Genomic DNA, 19815 nt, shown 5'->3' with positions numbered 1-19815 from the left:
CTATGCGACCGGCTCGATCCGCCAATGTTCGCAGAGCTTACCGGCGCTAACGCGATAGGCCTGCAGGGCTTCAAACGCGATCCTGGTTCCAGTGGGCGGCAAGTCGCCCAGAGGATTAAGGTGGGTTCCCGTGATCCGAGCCAGAACCATAACCCGATTACCTTCAGCCATCATGTCCAACGGGCGCCAGATCATGTCCGGAAAGGCCGAGCGAAGGCCGCCCAGATAGCGTTGGAGTTCGCAGACGTCGAATTGGCCGTCGTTGGGCGATCGACAAGACACGTCGACCAGCTCGCCAAGGGCGTCCAACGCTCCTTGATTGATAAGATGATAGTAGCGGAAAACAACGCTCTTGTTGATTTCGATCGACATCTGCAAACCCTTGAGCAACGCGATCTCAAGAGTGAGCGATGCGGTGGGGGCGGCCTTGAACTTTGCCGTCCGCGTTGGAGCCCGTCAGCGGTACTTGGCGCGCGAGGGCGTCAAGCAAGGCCGACGATCTTCAAGACGCTTGGCAATACAGGGGGGCTCTGGGCGAGACGGCTCATCGGCCTTGCGATAGACCTCGGTGCGAGGAGGCGATGATCAGCCGGGCGACGCTTGGTGCGTCGATGACTTGGCAAACGCCAGCCAACGACGAGAGCGAGCGCTCGACAACCACAGGCCTTCTGTGCTCGATCGTGGAGTCGCCTGGCCGACCCAAGACCGACCAAAGCCGTTCGATCATGAATCCTGTTCGCCGCACTGCCATGATCGAAAGACTCGCCCGGGGCATCGAGCGCATCGGCCCGCGGTTCGAGGTGTTCGCGGGCATCGTGATGGCGGCGCTCGCCAAAGTCCCGACCACCCACGACGGCGTCAACGCTTTGGGCTACCCGGTGGCCAAAGTGGCCGACGGCGAGAGCGATGATGGCTCTACGGTCTTCGAATACTCCGACGAGGCAGGCTACTTCGTAGCCAAGATGCCCAAACCTGAACAGGATTTGCGCAAGGTCCTGAAGGACAAGCCCAACGCCACGACGATCTACCTGGTTTCGGGGTCCAAGCGGAAACCCCAGAAGATCGCAACCTTCAGGAAGACGGTCGAAGCTTGGCCCGGCATGAAGGGCAAGGTTCTACACATCTGGGCGAGCCAAGACATCGCCGCGCACCTCGTTGATCATCTTCTGGTCAATGACCGGCTGGTCAGACGTCTTGCGCCATACCTGCCCGAGTTGCAGCGGCTTGCCGACGAGGAAGCGGCGACCCGCCTTGCGCCAGCGCCGGACGCCAACCGGGTGCCGCGCACGGACGTCGACCAGGAAATCGCCCGGCGCTTGAAGGCCTTTCCGGTAGTGGCCATCGCCGGCATGGCGGGCTTGGGCAAGTCCAACGCGGCGGCAGCGTTTGCGGCCAATCACGCCGAAGACTACGATCTGGTCGTCTGGCTGGAGGGCGAGGAGGTCGATCGCATCGAATCCCTGCTATCGGTGCCTTTGACCCGAGTTGGCGAGCAACGAAACATTGTCACGCTGCTCAAGCACCAGGCCTGCTTGCTTGTGGTCGACAATGTCCAAGGGCAGCTGGCGGCGGTGGATATCGCCAAGCTTTGCGGACCCAAATCGCACGTGATTCTGACGCAGCGGCGCTCGGTCGGTGAGACCTACGACCTCCCGCTACTGGATGAAGTTGAGGCACGGGCCGTTCTCAATCGCGCTGGCACGCCTGTTCCAGATCCGGTCTTCGATACGATCTGGGCTAAGGTCGGCGGCCATCCGTTCAGCCTGAATCTGCTGCAGGCCGCGGTCGCCGAAGAAGGGGCGACCTGGAGCGAGGTCCAAGCCGATTGCGTCGAACTCGGCGAAATGGCCGATGACCGGGGCCAGCGCCTAGCCGATCGCATGCTCAAGCATCTGGCTGGCGTGCTCACGCGCGAGCTGGCCGTCTTCGAGTGGGCAGGGCTGCCCGCGATTGGCGAAGAGTTTTTGCTCCAAACAATCCTGCCGCTGGGCGTTCGCAAGCTCCGGTCGTTCGGGCTGACGGCCGTCGACCGGTCGGGAGTCTTGCGCCTGCACGATGTGGTGTTCGCCGTGCTCGACGGCCGCGGCTGGGCGGACGCGAGCCGGTGTGCCGAGCTCGACGACAGGCTGGAAGCCTATCTGATCGCGACCGCCGAGGAATTGGGCCTGACGTTCTGGGCCACCGCGCGAAGCCTTCGGCCAAAGCTGGAAGCGCTCGTCGCCGCCGGCGACCGGCGATCAGCTTTTCTTTATGCGCTGTTGGTGGTCTGGGAGCCGTCGGAGGTGAGACCCGATCTGGTTGGCGATCCGGTCGCCACCGCCCAGGCGCTGGCGGAGGCTGCCCGAGGGCCGCTGGGCGTCATCGCGGTCATCGAGGCGATCGAGCAATTGTTCCTGCTCGAAAAAGAACTTGAGGGCGACGTCGCCAGGAAAGGGCTCCAGGCGCGTCTACCGGCTTTCGACACCATGTTGGCGCTGGGCGATCTCTCGGATCGCGAACGCGCTCAGCTCCAGCACCACAAGGGCAAGGCCCTCAAGCGTTTGGGCGACACGGCCGCGGCCGCTGCGCTCTTCGACACGGTGTTGGCCGGCCCTTACCCGATGAACGAGTCGCGGTTGCAACTGATCGACATTCGTCGAAGCGATCCCACCCAAACCGCCGCCACGGTTCAGCATGTCGATGCGATCTTCGCGGACCTGCGAAATGGCGGCGAGGTTACCTATTCGGTGCTGCTGGGGCTCATCGAGCGGCTCCCGGCCGGCAAGGGCGCATGGCGCAACACCGTGATTGCTCAACATCTGGACGAGATCACCAAGACGATCGTCCAGGCCGCCAAGCTCGGGGTCAGCCAAGCCTTTAGGGCCTTCGCACCGCTTGGTCGGTTCATGTCGAGCGAGATGCCGGATGAGTTCAGGGCGATTTTCGATCAGCTTCCGGCGCCAGGCCTCGAAAGCCTTGGCGTCGACGGCGATCGCTTTGCCTGGGCGGAGATCTACGCAGAAGCCGCGCGCCTCCCCGGCGCCGCCAGCGTGCAACTCCGCAGCAAGGCCTTGGCGCTCTACGAAGGCCTGGTCAAGCCGCAGAAGTTCCATACCCAAAGGCGCGCGGAGCTGCTGATCGATATGGGCCGTCCAGCGGATGGCGAGGCGCTCATCCGGACCCTGCCCGATATTGAGGGCGACGATGGCTGGCTTCAGCGCCTAATGGCTCGCGCGCGCTTGGCGCAAGGCGATCCTGACGACGCGCTCCGCTGGATTGACTTGGCGCTCGACAAGCTGAAGGCGGCGAATTTCAAGAGCGAGTTTCTCGAACTGCGCTTCGCTATCCGCGACCGGCTGGGCGATAGCCAAGCCTATGAAGATCTGATCGCAGCGAGGGCCGCCAGCGAGAAGACCGGTGAACAGTTGCGTCTCGATCAGCGTCTTGCAGATCTGGGACGGAGGTAAACGCGAGGGCGCAGATCAGCTAACGGCAAGGTCTCATGCCCGTCTTGCCTCCATTGTTTCGGTATCACCCTCGCTCGCCCGAACCAGAAACAATCTGTCCTCGACTTCCAGCAGCGGTTGGTCGACACGACCCCAAAACGGACGCTCGCCATCCTCATGGGCGAAATCGTAGTCCATGTTCGGCAGGCTCTCTGCCATTCGGCGGATCTCTGTTTCATCGCCAGCGAAGCCGACCGTCCGGATGGCGTGGTTCCACTCCAGCGCCCAGGCCCAGACTTCCTTGCCCTCGGGGTGGCGCCGGATGATCATCTTGAAGAACGTGTCGCCCCCGATCGCGTGAATCCGCAATTCCCAGTCGGCGACCAAATCGTAGAACCAGCGCAGCCAGGGGTTACCCCAGTCGGCCCGCCGAGCGGTGATCAAGGGGAAGAAGCCGCCTTGGACGAAGCCGCCACGGCGTGTCTGTTCCTGATGGGTGATGAGGAAGAAGAAGCCGCGAAAATGATAGTGGGCGAGCCGGAAAATTCTCGCCTCGTCGATCTGCGGCGGCGCTGTCAGGGCATAGGTGATGACCCCGCCCTGGATGGGGATCTCGAACTCGACCTCTTCCTGGCTCTTGGCGACCAGTTTTCGGGTACGACGGCTTCTGGCGTTTTGAGCCTTTCGTAGGGCTTCGGAAACCAGACGAGGGTCGTCGATCGCATACCGCCCCCACAGGTCCGGCTGCATCGATATCGCTGAGATGTCGTCTTCAAGGTCGGCCTTGTCGCCGTTGCAGGCCTCACAGGCATTGAGGATCAGGTTCCATTGCCCGTCGAAGCATCCGCGGGGGACGAAACGCCGCCCGATCACGTGCTCCTTGCTGGCCGCTTTTTTGGCGTCGAACAGGCTGCCGCAATAGGCGCAATTGACGTTTCGCAGGACGATCGCGCGTCCTGGGACATAGCGGATAATGCCGTCTTCCTGGCTCATCGAGGTTTTGCTCTCTGGAGCGACGGGAGTGCCGCGACGCCACCGAATCGTTGACGTCGAGCGTGACAAGGCGGCCACCTAGCCGGCAAAAAAGCAACGCCAGCCCACGAGGGCGAGGACGATCACCGCCAAGGCGACCACGCCCCAACCGTCGGCTTCGATCCGCTTAGGCGTGATTTTCAGAAAGTGGCGACGGGACATTTTCACTCCGCTTGAGGTCGGACCAACCTCGCGCGATCGGGTGATCACCACGAGGCCGTTTCGATCTCGGTTGTGGGCGTCACGACCCCGCGCGGGCAATCGACCTGCGTTGTGTGGAGCACAGCGCACAACGCTGGGCCGGCGTTCGGGCGCTAACCGATGTGGAAGTTTGGAAAGTGGCGACGCTTCCGCCATGACGGGCGCCGCCGCTCCCCCCGGTCGCCTAGGCAGACCACACTTGGTTCAGAACCTGGGCGGCCAGGGCCGCCTTGTCCTGCGGCAAAAAGCGGCCGTAGTGCTCAGCGATCGTTTCGGGTGTGTCCTGGATCGCGTAGCTGGCCTGCTCGTATGAGCCCGTCTGCTTGAGGACATGGGTGGCGATCACGTCTCTGATGTTGTGCGGACCGTGTGGCAGCAGGCCTTCGATTGCCCCGCGACCGGTGTAGGGATTATAGATTCCATGCCGTTCTATCGCTAATCGCCAGGCCGCATAGAAGCTGTTGGAGTCGTATGCGGCGTCCTTGCTCTTGGTCTTCATCGTCTTGACGAAGAACACGCCCGGGTCAGCCGCACCTTTCAGCAGTACCGCGCGGTGACGGTCGATATAGGCCTCTATCTCTCGATAGAGACCGGCCAGATCTGGAAGCGCGAGGCGGAAAGGGTTTTTGCGGAAGTAGGATGAGCCAGCGTTTTTGAAGGCGGCCGCCGGTATCAGCACCTCCCAGGTGTGATCGCGCGTGTTCCAGCGCAGCTCCCCGCACTTGAGCGCCTCAAGTTGCCGCTCCGACGTTGGGATGCGGTCCTTGGGGCAAACGAGCAACTGGCGAAGGTTTTTCTGCCGCAGGCCAAGGTGCAGACCAAGGCGAAGCATCAGAAACGCACGCGTCGATTCCGCTGCAGGGACCGGATAGAGCCGCTCGTCGGCGCGCCACTTGAGAACCTCAACGGTGATCTTGCGATACTCCCCAACCGGGCTTTCGGCTTCGAGGATGGGAAGGATCGGCTCGAAGGGATCACGATGAACCCGCGCAACGCGCGCCACTTCCTTGGCGCGCAGAAGTACGTGTCGATGCTGGGTGTCGCATGCCTGGTCCCAGTTCTCACAGGCGGCGCGGACGTCGTCGGCGCTGATCAAGCCCTCGACCGGCCGCAGGCGCTCGGCCAGCTTGGGCGTCTGTCTCAGCCAACCGGTCTCCTTGCGCGAGAGGCCGGCCGCCACGGTCAGCATCTCCGTCTCCCATTGGGTGAAGAAGCCGCGCCGGCTCTCTCGCCATTGCAAGTACCAATCCCATACGGCCGGAAAGACCAGGACGGCGAAACTCAGGCAGCGCACCGGCGCGCCATAGCCGCGCACGGGGCCAAGCGGGCAGGCCGCCAAGGCGCCGAGCATTAAGCCCAGATGCTCCATCTTCTGGTCAGCGGTGGCGTCGTTCCAGACGCCATTGCGACGGCGGCCGCGAGAGGTAAGGGTGGCCGTCTTGAACGCCATCAGATCGGCCGCTTCGGCGTCGAGAAGCACGGGCGCGGCAAATGCGCCAAGGGGGCGTCCGGTTTCACGCAGGCCCGGATCGGCCAGGCGGTCCTCAAGGGCTTGACCTGGGGTCAGCTCTCCCGGATCGACACCACCGATCCGCGCCGAAAACTGCACGGCGAAGCGCTGCTTCATGGCTTCAGCCTGAAAGCGCCGGTAATCGGTATGGCCCGACATCACAACCTCGCGCACCCAGCGCTCGATCTCTTGGCGCTTGGCCGTGGGCAGTCGGGCGAAATCGTCGGGAAGGTGCCAGGCCATGCGTCGACGCTCGGACATCGGCAACGGCAGACTCTTGGCGTCGGCGACCATCCGGCCCGGGTGAGGAAGCTTGGCCCGCAGGTAGCCCACGGGAAGGCGCCAGCGCCGCTCGAGGGCGGCCAAGATCCGCAGGCTCGTCGCGCCGCGCGGCGCCTTCAAGCCCAGACGCCACATCCGAAAGGTGCTGACCTCCAGGCTATCGCCCTTCAGGCACACCGCCCGTCGCAGGCCATAGCCGGTGTCGCCGTGACGGCGCATGTGCAGGTCGAGCGCCTCGGCGAAGGTCGGCGGATCTTCCCAATCCTCCCAGAGCGCCTTTGGAAATGCGACGACTGGGCGGGGCGCGTAACCGGTTTTACGCTTCTGCGGACCTATTGGCGTCCCCGGCTGTGGGGAACTGGCTTTCTGGAGGGAGGGCTTCGGCGGCTCGGATTTTCTAGGCATTTCACTCAAGTTCACGCGCGGATCTGATCGTCCGCGCGGCCTAGACGCGCCAGCTTCGACTTCTCCCTGTGTCGCCGGAGCGGCCATGATCGGCGTGCCGCGTGAACCTGGGAATCGAGCGCTGACCGCGCCGCATCAATTACGGGGTCAGCGGTTCGATATGGCAGCTCCCCACCATTTGCCGGCCTATGCCGCTATCCGCATCTCGGCAGCGCCAGGGCCGACGCCATCCGCTGCCGCAGAATGCTTGGCGAAGCCGGCGATCCAGAGCTGAATATCCGGTCCAGACTTGGCGGCGCTCTGACACACCACCTGGGAAATCCGCTCCTGCTGTTTGCGCAGGTGGCCCGAGAGCAGCCGGTCTCGGGTGATGTAGCCCGTGTTCACGCCGGGCAGGGAGTGGTTCATCAGCAGATGAGCGTCTAGCTCGGAAACCTCGGCGATCTGCGCGACCGTCCGGAAGGTCTGGCGCAGGTCATTGCCCCACTTGGACAAAACGATCCGCTTTTCCTTGTGCTCGACGATGTGGCCGCTCGCGCTGTCCGCCGGGAAGAGCCAGAACTCGGCCTGCTCGGGATGCAGCATTCGGCCCCAACGCATCGCCCGGATCACGCACCGCATCATCGCTCGCGACAGGGGGATGTCGAAGGCCTTCTTCGCGCCGCCCTTCGGGCGCGGCACGTGCAGGATCCTCTTGCGGAGATCGACGTGCTCAATCCGGACCTTTTTGAGCGCGGTTGGTCGCGAGCCGGAAAGCAGGACGAGCAGGTGATACTCGCGGCGTATGGGGCTTTCCAGGGCGTGCGCCTGGCGCAGCCAGCCCACAAGATCCTGGTCTCCCATGCCGGTGTCGCGACGGACCTCGACGTTCCAGTCGATCGCTTTGACCGGGTTCACGCCGGGCAACGCGGGATTGGTCTTCAGGGCGTGATTATAGATCGCTCGCAAGCTGCGCATGGCGCCGTTGGCGATGTAGGGTCCGTTCAGCTCGCTGATCCGCTCGTGGCGCTCGACGACCATCGACGGCGTTTCGCCCAGGCGAGCGAGCGGTCGATCAAGCCAATCCGCCATCAGTCGCTCGATATGGTCGCGGTAGTTGGCGATCGTTCCGGGATCGCGTCCCTTACGGAGCAAATGGCGATCAAGATAGTTCTGCCATGCCGTCCGTAAGGTGATCGGTCCGCTTTTGGACTTCGCTTCCCCGCCAGGTTTTTCGCCCCGCGCGATCTGGCCGAGAACGTCTTTGGCCTTGTTGCGAGCGTCGCGGCTAGAGAGCTCGCCGAACTCGCCCAGCTTGGCCTGAGCACGAAACTCGCGAACGCCGTGCTTCCAGTGCTCGCCCTCCGCCATGAAGGTTTTTCGGCGCTTGCCGACCTTGAGCAGGAAGCCGGACAGCTCCGTGTCGCGGACGAGATACTGCCCTGTCTCGGCGTAGGGGAGTCGGGCGATCGCCTTGTCTGTGAGAAGAAGCTGTTCGGACGCCATGTTCAGACCCAGAATTTTAGTCGGGGTTTAGTCGGGGGAAGTGCTCCGTGTGAGTTTCTCGAGGTCCATGTACGCTAATGTACGCTAGATCGCGAAAATCGTCATAATTACAATGACATATAATTCTTCCGCGGGCAAGTAATGCGGCTCTAGAGAGCGCCGGCGAAGGCCCTAATACATTCTACGAATCTGAGGGTCGGACGTTCGAATCGTTCCGGGCGCGCCATTTCGGTTTAAGGATGCGAACGCCGAGAACCGCCGATTGTTCGCCTGCCGAGGCGGCCATGGTTCTCAGCAAATCAGTCCTATTTCCCATGATCCGCATCTCGTTTGACGAGATGACTTCCACGCGCTGAGCCACCGCGCGAACATGCTCGCGACGGTATTTGCCGTCTTCGTCGCGTAGTCGCTCCTTCGTCGCCTCGGCGAACCGCGCGAGAATCTCCGGCGTCAGCATCGGTCCCAACTTCTCGATGGCCGCTTCGGCGCGATCGGCGTCCGCCCTGGATTCGTCGCGGATGATCGCCAGTTCCCGCATACGGTCCTTGAGGTCCTGGTCGTCAGTCGAGGCTAGGCCGTCCTCGACGGCCTCATAGAGCCGCTTGAGCTTGCTGGCCGCCTGGGTCGCCCGCTGCCTCAACTCGACGACGTGAGACCGGCGCCGGTCGATCCAATCGGTTCGCTTGTCGATGACATTGCCCAGCAGCACCTCCAGGCGCTCGGGGTGCAGGAGCCTGCGCTCCAGATGATCGACGACGGCGGCCTCCAGCTTGTCCACGCGGACGGTGATGCCCTCACAGCCGGTTGGTCCCTGCCGAGCCTTGGTCGAGCACGTGTAATAGCGGTAGCGCAGTCCGGTCGAGCTACAGCCGGTACGCAGGGTCATGGCCCCGCCGCACTTGGCGCAAAAGCAGATGCCGGCCAGCAGCAGGCCGCAGTTCACATGATTGGGGCGCATCTGCTTCCAGTGGCGCAGGTGCAAGGAGTCCTGGACCGCCTGGAACTCCTCGCGGGTGACGATGGCCGGCACTTCGCAGATGGCGTGTTCGGACTCGGGCTTGCGTTTTTTCAGCTTGGCGCTGGTCCGGTTGAAATGATGCTCGCCCATGTACGAGGGCCGATGAAGGATTTGGTGGATCGCATCGAGCCCGAACTTGCCGCCGTCTCGGGTGCGAATCTCGCGGTCGTTCAGATAGGCGGCGATGGCTTTGAAGCCCATTGGTCCGTAGCCGTCGGCGCCGACTAGCGCCAGGCGGTAGATGAGTCGAATCTTCTCAGCGTTGACTGGGTCGATCTCCAGCTTCTTCTTGAGCTTGGGGCCGCGCTGCTCGGCGACGTAGACTCGATAGCCTAGCGGCGGCCGTGAACCGTTCCAGAAGCCCTGACGGGCGTTCTCCTTCATGGCCCGCAGGGTGTGCTTGGCGTTCTCCCGCGACTGGTACTCGTCGAACAGCGCCATGATCTTGCGCATCATCTCGCTCATGGGGTCGTCGCCCAGCTCCTGGGTGATCGAGACCAGCCGCACGCCGTTCTTGGCCATCTTGCGGAAGTAGAATTCGAACTGGAACTGGTCGCGGAAGAAGCGCGAGAACGAGTGGACGATAATCACGTCAAAGGGCGCCGGTTTGGTCAGCGCCGCGTCCATCATCGCTTGAAAGGCTGGCCGCTTGTCGTCGGTCGCCGTGTTGCCCGGCTCGACAAACTCCTCGCCCGCCGTCCAGCCTTTGCCGGCGCAATAGGCCTGCATCTGCCGGCGCTGGTCCGGGATCGACAGGTCGCTTTCGGCCTGGCGGCCGGTCGAGACACGAAGGTAGAGCGCCGCCCTCGACGCCATCGAGGTGGGTTCAGGCGCGATCAGGCGGCCCATAGGATAGCTCCAGATGTTTTAGGGGATGGGGCCGAACAGCTCGTCCAGCAGGTCGGCGAAGAAGGCTGTGATGATCCGCGCCTCGTGATCGGTGACGGGCACGAACTCGGGCCAGTCGTCGGTGACGGTGATGGAGGGCGAGATGGGCGGGGCCGGCCTCTCGGATCGAACGACCAAGGGCGCTTGCAGGTAATCGTGAAGGTCTGTCGGCGGCGGGGCCTGCCGAAAGCGACGTCGAGCCATGGGGCGACGATGGCCCTGCGCGGCGTTCGATCAACGCCGACTTGGGTGCGGTCGTAGCCTGGCGAAGAAAGACAGGGAAACGGCGGGTCCGCGTTCGCCGCGTCAGGCCGTGGGCAGGCTTGGCGGCACATAGGGCTCTCCACAGCCGGGGCACTTGGCCGACGCAAGGAACTCAATGGCCTTGCGCACCAGAGGCGCGGTCTCGCCTGGGTCATGCACGTCCATGCGGGCGGCGATGACGAGGAGGCTGGCGACTTCGTGGATGTTGCAGGGGGCGAGCCGCGTGATGGCCAGGTAGCCCCGCTTACGCTCCTTCCAGAGGTCATCCATCTGGACCTCCAGGGCGGCCATCTCGGGCGCCATGGGAAGCTGGCCGCGCTGCCGTTCGGTCATGCGGAAGTAGTCGTATCCAGAGGCCGCTAGGGTCTCCAAGGCACCCCAACGTCGGGCTAGGCGGTCGGACTCGAAATCTACCGTCAGCCATTGAGCGCATTGGGCGAGGAGGCTGTCAGCGGCGGGCATCGCCGCCACGGCTCCACCAGCCTTGCAGGCCAGGGGCGCGGCCGACGCCGCGCCTAGCAGGGTGCGGCGGGAAACGGTGGTCGGATCTGCCTTACGTTCAGACATGCGGGGGCTCCCGGCGCAGGCGCTCGGTCCGACTGGCAAGCCAATCGGTGGAGTTTCGGTTCAGTGTACGCAATACTTCGCACAGAACGCGCACCAAGTCCACACCCTGTGTGAAATTCTTGTTACGGAGTATGAAGTGCTGACCCCAATGCAGATTCGTCTGGCCCGGACGGCGCTGGGTTTGGGCGTTCGGGAGCTTGCCGCTGCCGCAGGAATCTCGCCTTCAACCGTCCAGCGCTTCGAGTCCGAAATCGGGGGAATGCAGACGCGAACGCTGGATAGGGTTCAGCAGGTGCTCGAAGAGGGCGGTATTATTTTCATCAACGCCGACGCCAACGGCGGCCCAGGCGTTCGACTTCGCTCGTGAGAGCAGGGAGCGGCCAGCGCTCAGGGCTCGCCCTGGTGCGCTTGCCGAGCCTCTGCCGGGCGGGACGATGAGGGTCAAGGGCGGCTGCGCCGTCGCTCCGCGATGGGCGCCGTAGGCGCCCACCCTTGACGCTCATCGGCCCGTCCGGCCCTCGTTCCACCAAGCGCACCAGGGCGCGTTCTGCACGAGCTTAAGGACTGCGGCGGGGGTTGGGGTGCTCCCGTCGATCTAGATCGTGTCGAGCGTGAACGGGACTTTGATCTGCGCAGAACCGTCCGGGGCGCTGCTGAAATATATTCCCCCTGCCTCGAACACGCGCTTACCGATCGCGACCAACGGGCCGAACGTATCGAGCGTCGGGTCCCACTGGCCCTGCGTGTCCCACAACGCCCTCAAGGCTTGGTGGAGTTCATCGACGAGGCCTCCATATCCCCCAGCCTCAAGGGCCTGACGCGCGACGCTCTGATCCGCCCAGGTCTCGTTGGCCCCATCCATACCGCCCAGCAGATAGGCGACAGCCTTCATGGGCTCGCAGAGGGCTGGACCTGCTTCGCCCACGAGGCGATTGAGATCGCCGTAGTGCCGGTAGCTGCGAATAGCCGCATTGGAGCGATCACGAGCAACGGCGACCACGCCGGTCACGGTTTCGGCGTGGTGCTCATTCTGGTTCAAGGCGAATGGTGCCGAGATGCGGCAAGCTGCGTATTCGTCCCAGCAGACCTCGGCCAGTTGGAAGAGAATGGCGCGTTCATAGCCCTCTATCCGCGCTCCAAATCGAGCATCTGGGATGGCCACCTCCTTCTGAGCCGTGATCTGCACGTGGGCGCACTCATGAGCGATAATGCCGATGGCTAGCTGGACTTCCTCTTCCGGAGCGTCTTCGACGGCCAGCGCGGCGATCATGGCGGCGTTGAAAATCAGGTGGGTCTTCACCTGGCCGTCCCGCATCACAGCCGGTGACATGGCCACGCCTTGCATCTCCTCGCTGTTGGATCGCGACAGCGGCCGAAGGCCATCAAGTCCGCGATCCAGGCCGGTCAGGGCCGCATCGTAATCAATCGCGATCGTTACGCCGTCGAGCGTGGAGAGATCGATCAGGCGACCAAGGCCATGAATCCAGCCTAGGACGACCGATCCTAACTCCCGCGCGCCCTCTTCGTTGGTGAAGCCCTGGACGCTCGCGCCGAGGCCGGCCGGCACTGTGGTTTCCGGCAGTTCGATCGCGTCGTCGTCCGTCGACATGAACTCTCCTTGCGAAGGTGATGAGGCAATTGGAGAGGTAGGGATGCAGCTTGGCCTTGCAAGCGCCGGCAGGAGCAACCGCCTTGAACCAGAAAGACGTAGGTCCCGGAGAAGCCCCTGATCTGTCGAGGAAAGCCCTGAAATCCAGGACCTATCGTGATTTATAGGTCCCGGAAATTCCTCCACACCATCAAGGCCATGGACCTAAAAGGTCCCGGCCCTTTAATCTCGCCGTCGTAATCGGGGTACTGAGTCTCTTCTTCTGAGCCATCCCAGCCTCCATCCTCTGATTTTACCAGGTCTATCCAAGGGCGACAGGGTTCGCCATTGTACGCCGGAAGTCGGCAGGATGGTCCGCTAGCATCTAGCCTAGCGCGATGCAGGCAACGCCGGACCCGTTAGAGTTGCTTTCGTCATGCCGGCCGATATTGTCCATCTGTGCCGTAAGGCAGGGGGCGTGGTTTATGACGGTGGCAGGGAAGACCAAGGCGGTAGCCAATCCGACGAAGGCATTCTTCGTCCGGATGATCACCAGGGACATTTCCCTGGAAGACTGCATCCTCGATCTGATCGACAACAGCGTTGACGGAGCTTGGCGAAGCGAGGGCAGCCGTCCGATGGGCCTGGCCCAAGACGCTGACCTGTCCAACTACAGCATCGACATCGTAGCCAACGACCAGTTGTTCTCGATCTCGGACAACTGTGGAGGCATGACTCTAGACGACGCGGTCGATCATGCGTTCAGTTTTGGGCGCCGCTCCATCGACCAGCACGACGACTACAGCATCGGTGTCTATGGCATCGGCATGAAGCGTGCGGTCTTCAAGATCGGCACAGACATCAAGATCTCAAGCACCTACGACAACGCTGGAACCCGCGAGTCGTTTTCGGTGCCCATCAACGTCGATACCTGGCTTAACAACGATGTTCCGCCGTGGGACTTCGACATTGTCGATAGCGACCACCTCGACCAGAACGGCGTGAACATCGTCGTCAATGGGCTAACGTCGGGAGCCTCTAGCGCCTTCTCCAGTCCTGCTTTCTTGCAAGAACTGCGACGGACGATCGCGCGGGACTACTCCCTGCATCTGAACCGGGGCCTGAAGATCTCCCTGAACGACACGCCCATCGTGGGTTGGAAGATCGAATTGCTGGAGGGGGCGGACTTCTCGCCGATGCGGGTCCAGTACGACGACGAGACCGACGGCGACCCCGTCTCGATCGAGATATTCGGCGGCATGGCCGCGCCGCCCCCGGAAAGCTCCGAACCCGACGCCGAAGACGAAGGCGAGCGCCGGTTCGGGTGGTACGTCATCTGCAACGGCCGGATCGTGCTGGCGGCTGACAAGACGACCTTGTCGGGATGGGGCACGGAAGACTGGCCGCAATGGCACCGACAATACTCCGGTTTCATCGGCATCATCCTGTTCACCGCGGCCAAGGCTGCGGCTTTGCCGCTTACGACGACGAAGCGGAGCGTGGACAAGTCGTCCGAGGTGTTCCGTCGCGCCCGTCCGAAAATGCGCGACGTGACGCGCCTCTGGATCGACTACACCAACCAGAGAAAGCAATCGCTTGAAGAGGCGAAAAAGATCGAAGTCGCCGCCGCGCCGGTGTCGATATATGCCGTAAAGCAGCAGGCCACGGTTCAATTGCCGAAGTTTGCGCCTAAACCGCCAACTGAGCGGATGGCGAACATCAACTACTCGGTCCCTGTCGCTCGCTTGAAGAAGCTGGCAAAGGAGTTGGGCAGCATCAATCTCAACTATCGTGAGGTTGGCGTAAAGACGTTCGAGTACACCTATGACGATCTTGTCGGGGACGAGTGATGTCGTCTTTTGACGCGATCAATTATAGCCTGCGACCGAGCAAGAGCATTCAGCGTCAAGTCGTCTTCGACGGTGTGAAGCTGCTTCAAGCGCAACTCGATCTTGATAGGCTGATGTATATTGGCTTCGGATCGATCTGGTTCACCGATTTCGTCATCGCTCACCGCGTGCTGGGCGTGGATGACATGATTTCGATCGAGGGTAATGAAGTCGGGTATAAGCGGGCCGTGTTCAATTCGCCTTACGCCACAGTGCGGGTCGAACACGGCATGTCGGGTGAAGTGCTTCCCAAGCTGTTCGCTGACGAGGGGATCAGGAACAGGCCCTGGATGATTTGGCTCGACTACGATTATGAGCTGGACGAATCCGTCCGGGACGACATTCGAGCGGTCATCGAGAACGCGCCGATCAACTCGATTCTCCTTGCGACATTCAACGGCCATGAAATGGGGTACGGAAAGGCACCGGAGCGGCCTGATCGACTTCGAGACCTACTCGGTGCCCTGGTGCCTGACGACCTGCCAAAGGCGTCCTGCAAGGACGAAAGGATGCAGGACACGCTTGCCGACCTCTCCTTGGGGTACATGCAGTCGGTCGCGGCCGAAGTCGCCAGGCCCGGCGGGTTCGTTCCCGCGTTTCGCATCCTCTATCGCGACGGCGCGCCGATGGTGACGGTGGGCGGCATTTTGCCGGCTCGGGGCGCCGCGCGGATCGCGGCCGATCTGGTGGCCGATCCGACCTGGCCATGCCGGCCTGCCGTTCCGATCAAGGCACCTCATCTGACGTTGCGCGAGGCAGCTGTGTTGCAGGCTCAGCTTCCTAGAAACGACCAGCTCACGAGGGCGGCGGTTCAAGCCTTGGGCTTCGACTTGGAAGACGATCAGATCGCAGCGTTCGAAACCTATTACCGGCAGTATCCGGCGTTCGCCCAGATCGTCTCGTGATGTTGGGCCGGCGGCGAAATCGACCTTCCGTCTATGTGATACGCTCGGATGGCGCTAGGCCGTGGGCAAGATGATTCTGGTTGACCTTTTTTCTGGTTGCGGCGGGTTTTCCCTGGGCGCTCATCGTGCCGGGTTCTCGGTCGCGTCCGCCTATGACATTGACGCGACTCTGACCTCCTCGTTCGCCGCCAACTTCCCGAATACGAAGCTCGTGCTGGCTGATGTTTCGTCGATCTCTGGGGCTGGGGTGCTCGCTGCGGCCGGCGGCCGGGTCGACGGCATCTTCGGCGGCCCGCCTTGCCAGGGCTTCAGCGACATAGGCCGTCGCCAGAAGGATGATCCGCGACGCCAACTCCTAGGCCACTTCTTCCGCATCGTCAGTGAAGCCGAGCCTTCGTTCTTCGTGATGGAGAATGTGCGGGGGCTGGAATACTCAGACGCCCGCGACGTTCTGGACGAGGCCATGGCGCTGGTGTCCGACCGTTACAACATTCTTGGTCCCAAGATTTGGAACGCCGCCGACTTCGGCGCCGCGACTAAACGTCGGCGACTGTTCGTTATCGGCATCCACAAGGACGCGGGCGACGCCCTCACCATCGCCGACGTCGAGGCGATGATGAAGCCGGCGGCGACCGTTCGGGCGGCGATCGCCGATCTACAGGATGCGACGTTCGTCGAAATGGCCGATGGCTTCGATGTGTGGCGGATCGAAAAACAGGGCCGACCGCATGCCTATGCCAAGCCGCTGCGGTCCGGTGACAAGCTTTTCACCGGGCAGCAAGCTACCGTCCACACCGACAAGGTCATTGAGCGCTTCAAGTCCGTACCCCAGGGAGGGGTCGACGCTATCGGCCGGCACCCCCGCCTCTCCTGGGATGGGCAATGCCCGACGCTGCGTGCCGGTACAGGTTCCGATAAGGGCTCCTATCAAGCCGTCCGTCCCCTCCATCCGGTCGAGCCAAGGGTGATCACAGTCCGCGAAGCTGCGCGCCTCCAAGGTTTTCCTGACGCTCACCGCTTCCATCCAACGGTCTGGCATTCGTTTCGGATGATAGGTAACAGCGTGTCGCCGATCATGTCGGAAGCGATTTTTACCGCCATCCGCAACAAGCTGGCCCTGTGTATCGGGCTAGATATAGCCGCTGAATAAATCGAACGAATGCCTCGGAGCCTGGTCGTGAGGTGCGCTCCGAGTCGACACCAAATCTTTGTTCAAGGGTTCTCTCGGCGACGAGCGGAGAAGGTCCATTGGCGGATAAGACTTTAACACACAATTCGTCTGAGCCGCCGGTCACCGATCTGACCCGGCGAATAATGCAGAGCGTGCGCGGCAAAGATACTTCGGCTGAACTTCGGGTGCGCCGCGCGCTGCACGCGCTGGGCTATCGCTATCGGCTTTTCGACAAGAGGCTCCCAGGGCGCCCCGATATTGTTCTATCGAAACTAAGAACGGTGATTTTCGTCCATGGGTGCTTTTGGCATCGCCATGAGAATTGTCGCTATGCGTCAACTCCGAAGACGCGGACTGAGTTTTGGACGAAAAAGTTCAAGTCTAACGTTGAGAGGGATTCAAATAATAGGATTGAACTAGAAAAAATGGGATGGGAAGTGATCGAGGTTTGGGAGTGCGATATTAAGAAGGAGCGCTTCTTAGATCCTTTAATTCTTAAACTTCGTCAAATTGCAGCATCGAAAATCTCCCCTATAGCCGAACCTCGTTGAGGTCGTAGGCAGGGCGCCACGAACGGATCCAACATTTCATAAACGGTGCGCTATTTCCGTCACCAATTGCATTTGGGATCCAACCTAGGCTGATCCAACGAAAGCAGAGGTCCCATGTCCGCCAAAAATATCTGCACCTGGATTTCAGTAGTGCTGGCCCTCGTGGCCGCAGCCATGTGGTGGCGAGCCAGCACCGTGAAAGTTGACGCCAAGAAGCTTGCGGAGGCGCACATCAGCGCCGACGGCTGGGCACCGGCACAAATTACGCTCGGCGACGCAGACGTCGTAGCCACCGGTGCGGTGTCCTCTCGATGGAATGCGTGGGCGGCGATGGTCACTGGCCTAAGCGTTGCCTTACAAGCGATCGCAAACCTTTTGCCCGCGTGATGGCAGTGCAAAGCTGGCCGCTGGCGGAAATCGTAATTTAGAGGGCTGCGGCGTAGGCGTAGCTCTCCTCACCGTTCGATTCTGCGCGCCATTCTTCTTCTAATAATTTCAATAAGTTCGTGGCGTTTGTAGCTTGCGAGCGCTCGTTTCTGTAGCTGTAACAGCTTTAACAGCCCCGTATATCAACGTTGAGGGCGGCTGACGCGCCTTGGTTTGCCCCGCATGCGAGCGAAAAGCATAAAGCTAAACTTGCTTGAAGCTCATTGTTGCTGTGATGTCTCCAGCATCGTGCTCGGTCTGGGTTCGTTTGGCTTCGTCGCGATGCGGTCGGGTAACGCTTGGAGTGATCATGGCGCGACGCAAACCCATTGAGCTTGGAGCTGCAGAGCTATGTCCTTGCGAGAGCGGCAAGGCTTATGGCCGTTGTTGCAAAAAGCGTGCTTTCAAATGGGAGCGCGACTATCGTGGCAATATACTGAAGTCTATACCATTGACTGATAGGGTGGTTGACGTTTTCTCTAAAATGAGAGTTGAATTTAAGGAAACATTTGGAAGAAGCCCTGGAAGGGGAGATCCCTTATTTATTCAGCAATTTTATGTCTCTGAGGCGGATATGCGCCGGGAGGTGCTGCGGGCGATGAAAGCGGCAGGGACACCGCCGTCCCTGGTCTATGCCTATAAGCGGACTGGGCGAATGGTGACGAAAGAGGGGCGCAGAATGCTCGCGCCTGATGAATTGCAAGAGTGGGATGCTGCGATTGACGAATATTATGAAGCTATCGATTCCGGGGAGGATTTTGACGTATTTGAAGATGGAAATGGGCTGCTCGAATTTTTAAAAGATGGAATTAAGAAAAATCAGGTAATTTTGGGATTTTTTATAGATAAGCATTTCAATAATTATCGAAATAGGAAGGGTTCTGAAGCTGACGTGGAGTCGGTTGTAGCTTTTTCGACCACGAATTTCGTCAGAACGCTGCGGTCAATACATATATTACTTGAGCAAGGCGTTGCATATGAGGCTTATCATCTCGCAAGGGTTCTTTATGAAAATTACCTAGCGGTTAGGTATGTTTATGCTGTGCCCGGCGCATCCGAAATATTCTTCGCCCAGTTGGGGCTGTTGGTGGGCACGCACGAGCTGGCGCGGAGTAGGGGCGGCTCTCCACTTCAGTCCAAGATTTTAGAAGTCGCTACAGGGGAGAAAATTAACGTCCCCTCGCGTCGTTCGATGGCGGCCAATGTGGGAAATGTAGATCTGGAGGTGTATGATCACCTTTATCGATCGCTTTCTTCGCATGTTCATTCCGAAATAACCAATATAGATAGATTTATTTCTGATCGAGGTTTCGATTATTTTGAGCACGATCCATCTATGGATGTTTTGGCTACATCTCATTTAATTTGCCTATTATTCATCTCGTGTATGAAAAATAATAGTCCATGCACAAAGCGCCTGAAGGGGGATTTGTCATTTGCGGCGGAGCGATCACTATTCGCTCTTGAAATGGTTAAGGAGATGGCGAATTTGGATGGTCAGGAGATGCCTGAAATCTACGCCATAGTGATCGAGAGCGTGATTGCTGCTGATCCTCACCTTGCGGCGCTCGTCGAAGCAATCCGACAAGGGGCTGCGGAGGGCCGTGACGGCTCGATGTAGAGCCGGTGCTCTCTTGTTACAGGTCTTTCCGGCTAAGTTTTTGATATAGTACTATAATTGGCCGACTGCGAATCTGAGGGGCGGGCGTTCGAATCGTTCCGGGCGCGCCATTTTCCAAAATCACGAAACCGACGGCCTCGCGGTCGTTGCGTCGTTCGCGTCAGCGGCTGGCCAGCGCCGCTTCCAGGCACTTCACCAGGCTGTCGCCGCTGAAGGGTTTCTTCAGGAAGCAGGCGGCGCCGAGGGCGAGGCCCCGGGCGCGGGCGCGGGCGTCGTCGAAGGCGGTGATCAGGATCACGGGGGTGGCCAGGCCGCGTTCACCCAGGGCCAGTTGCAGGTCGAAGCCGGAGAGGCCGGGCATCTGGACGTCGCTGATCAGGCAGTCGGCGCCGGACGCGGCCTCGGAGGCCAGGAAGGCGGCGGCCGAGGCGAAGGTGGCGACGCGGTGGCCCAGCGAGCGGATCAGGGCTTCCAGGGAAGCCCGGACGGCTTCGTCGTCGTCGACCACGGCAATCAACGGGGCTTGCGACACCTACTCGTCCCTTCCGGTCCCGCCGGAGGCGCGCGGACTGGCGGCGAGTGGCGGG

Annotated in this window: 18 protein-coding genes; 8 read left to right on the top strand and 10 right to left on the bottom strand. The window is 61.2% G+C overall.

Translation table 11 applies throughout. From position 1 onward, the window contains the following. Entirely contained in the window at positions 1-372 is a 372-nt protein-coding gene (locus AC2YHT_RS20685; protein WP_487291772.1) for an ester cyclase, read from the bottom strand. Positions 373-581: 209 nt separating this feature from the next. Between AC2YHT_RS20685 and AC2YHT_RS20680 the strand changes: the two genes are divergently transcribed. Next, positions 582-3446 carry a tetratricopeptide repeat protein gene (locus tag AC2YHT_RS20680; protein ID WP_487291771.1) on the top strand — a complete coding sequence of 955 codons (2865 nt, stop codon included), beginning with the start codon at positions 582-584 and terminating at the stop codon, positions 3444-3446. 33 nt (positions 3447-3479) lie between these two features. Here the strand turns inward: AC2YHT_RS20680 and AC2YHT_RS20675 are convergent, their stop codons facing one another. The 7 genes from AC2YHT_RS20675 to AC2YHT_RS20645 all read right to left on the bottom strand — a co-directional run bounded on the left by AC2YHT_RS20675 (position 3480) and on the right by AC2YHT_RS20645 (position 11077). Then, on the bottom strand, positions 3480-4418 hold the full coding sequence (locus AC2YHT_RS20675; RefSeq protein WP_487291770.1) for an HNH endonuclease: 939 nt from the start codon (positions 4416-4418) through the stop codon (positions 3480-3482). A 78-nt stretch (positions 4419-4496) separates the two neighbouring features. Next, positions 4497-4619 carry a hypothetical protein gene (locus AC2YHT_RS20670; RefSeq protein ID WP_487291769.1) on the bottom strand — a complete coding sequence of 41 codons (123 nt, stop codon included), beginning with the start codon at positions 4617-4619 and terminating at the stop codon, positions 4497-4499. Between the two features lie 223 nt (positions 4620-4842). Continuing rightward, positions 4843-6870 carry a hypothetical protein gene (locus tag AC2YHT_RS20665; protein ID WP_487291768.1) on the bottom strand — a complete coding sequence of 676 codons (2028 nt, stop codon included), beginning with the start codon at positions 6868-6870 and terminating at the stop codon, positions 4843-4845. 171 nt (positions 6871-7041) lie between these two features. Beyond that, positions 7042-8340 (bottom strand): integrase arm-type DNA-binding domain-containing protein, encoded by a 1299-nt coding sequence (locus tag AC2YHT_RS20660; RefSeq protein WP_487291767.1) that lies wholly within the window; start codon positions 8338-8340, stop codon positions 7042-7044. A 181-nt stretch (positions 8341-8521) separates the two neighbouring features. Beyond that, entirely contained in the window at positions 8522-10207 is a 1686-nt protein-coding gene (locus AC2YHT_RS20655) for a recombinase family protein (RefSeq protein WP_487291766.1), read from the bottom strand. Positions 10208-10225: 18 nt separating this feature from the next. Next, positions 10226-10384: a hypothetical protein gene (locus tag AC2YHT_RS20650; protein WP_487291765.1), complete on the bottom strand. Its 159-nt coding sequence runs from the start codon at positions 10382-10384 to the stop codon at positions 10226-10228. 168 nt (positions 10385-10552) lie between these two features. Continuing rightward, positions 10553-11077 (bottom strand): hypothetical protein, encoded by a 525-nt coding sequence (locus AC2YHT_RS20645; RefSeq protein WP_487291764.1) that lies wholly within the window; start codon positions 11075-11077, stop codon positions 10553-10555. A 148-nt stretch (positions 11078-11225) separates the two neighbouring features. Here AC2YHT_RS20645 and AC2YHT_RS20640 point away from each other — a divergent pair, with 148 nt between their 5' ends. Then, positions 11226-11444 carry a helix-turn-helix domain-containing protein gene (locus AC2YHT_RS20640; protein WP_487291763.1) on the top strand — a complete coding sequence of 73 codons (219 nt, stop codon included), beginning with the start codon at positions 11226-11228 and terminating at the stop codon, positions 11442-11444. A gap of 228 nt (positions 11445-11672) precedes the next feature. Here the strand turns inward: AC2YHT_RS20640 and AC2YHT_RS20635 are convergent, their stop codons facing one another. Further along, complete coding sequence (locus AC2YHT_RS20635; protein WP_487291762.1) at positions 11673-12686, bottom strand: hypothetical protein; 1014 nt, start codon at positions 12684-12686, stop codon at positions 11673-11675. Positions 12687-13150: 464 nt separating this feature from the next. On the opposite strand from AC2YHT_RS20635, the gene AC2YHT_RS20630 reads away from it, so the two are divergent. The 6 genes from AC2YHT_RS20630 (at position 13151) to AC2YHT_RS20605 (ending at position 19228) form a co-directional block, all read left to right on the top strand. Next, positions 13151-14515: an ATP-binding protein gene (locus tag AC2YHT_RS20630; RefSeq protein ID WP_487291761.1), complete on the top strand. Its 1365-nt coding sequence runs from the start codon at positions 13151-13153 to the stop codon at positions 14513-14515. Then, entirely contained in the window at positions 14515-15459 is a 945-nt protein-coding gene (locus AC2YHT_RS20625; protein ID WP_487291760.1) for an O-methyltransferase, read from the top strand. Before AC2YHT_RS20630 ends, AC2YHT_RS20625 begins: the two co-directional genes overlap by 1 nt. 70 nt (positions 15460-15529) lie before the next feature. Continuing rightward, a complete protein-coding gene (locus AC2YHT_RS20620) occupies positions 15530-16609 on the top strand; it encodes a DNA cytosine methyltransferase (protein ID WP_487291812.1) in 1080 nt (359 codons plus the stop codon). 98 nt (positions 16610-16707) lie between these two features. Beyond that, the gene (locus AC2YHT_RS20615; RefSeq protein WP_487291759.1) at positions 16708-17181 is read left to right on the top strand and encodes a very short patch repair endonuclease; all 474 of its coding nucleotides are present in this window, start codon (positions 16708-16710) and stop codon (positions 17179-17181) included. Positions 17182-17295: 114 nt separating this feature from the next. After that, a complete protein-coding gene (locus AC2YHT_RS20610; protein ID WP_487291758.1) occupies positions 17296-17568 on the top strand; it encodes a hypothetical protein in 273 nt (90 codons plus the stop codon). 349 nt (positions 17569-17917) lie between these two features. Beyond that, complete coding sequence (locus AC2YHT_RS20605) at positions 17918-19228, top strand: DUF5677 domain-containing protein (protein WP_487291757.1); 1311 nt, start codon at positions 17918-17920, stop codon at positions 19226-19228. A 160-nt stretch (positions 19229-19388) separates the two neighbouring features. Here the strand turns inward: AC2YHT_RS20605 and AC2YHT_RS20600 are convergent, their stop codons facing one another. Then, positions 19389-19760 (bottom strand): response regulator transcription factor, encoded by a 372-nt coding sequence (locus tag AC2YHT_RS20600; protein WP_487291756.1) that lies wholly within the window; start codon positions 19758-19760, stop codon positions 19389-19391. Between the last annotated feature and the right edge of the window lie 55 nt (positions 19761-19815).

This window comes from Caulobacter sp. SRI_008 (assembly GCF_057586355.1).
Note: the sequence above shows the minus strand (reverse complement) of the source record. Positions and strands in the feature narration are given on the sequence as shown.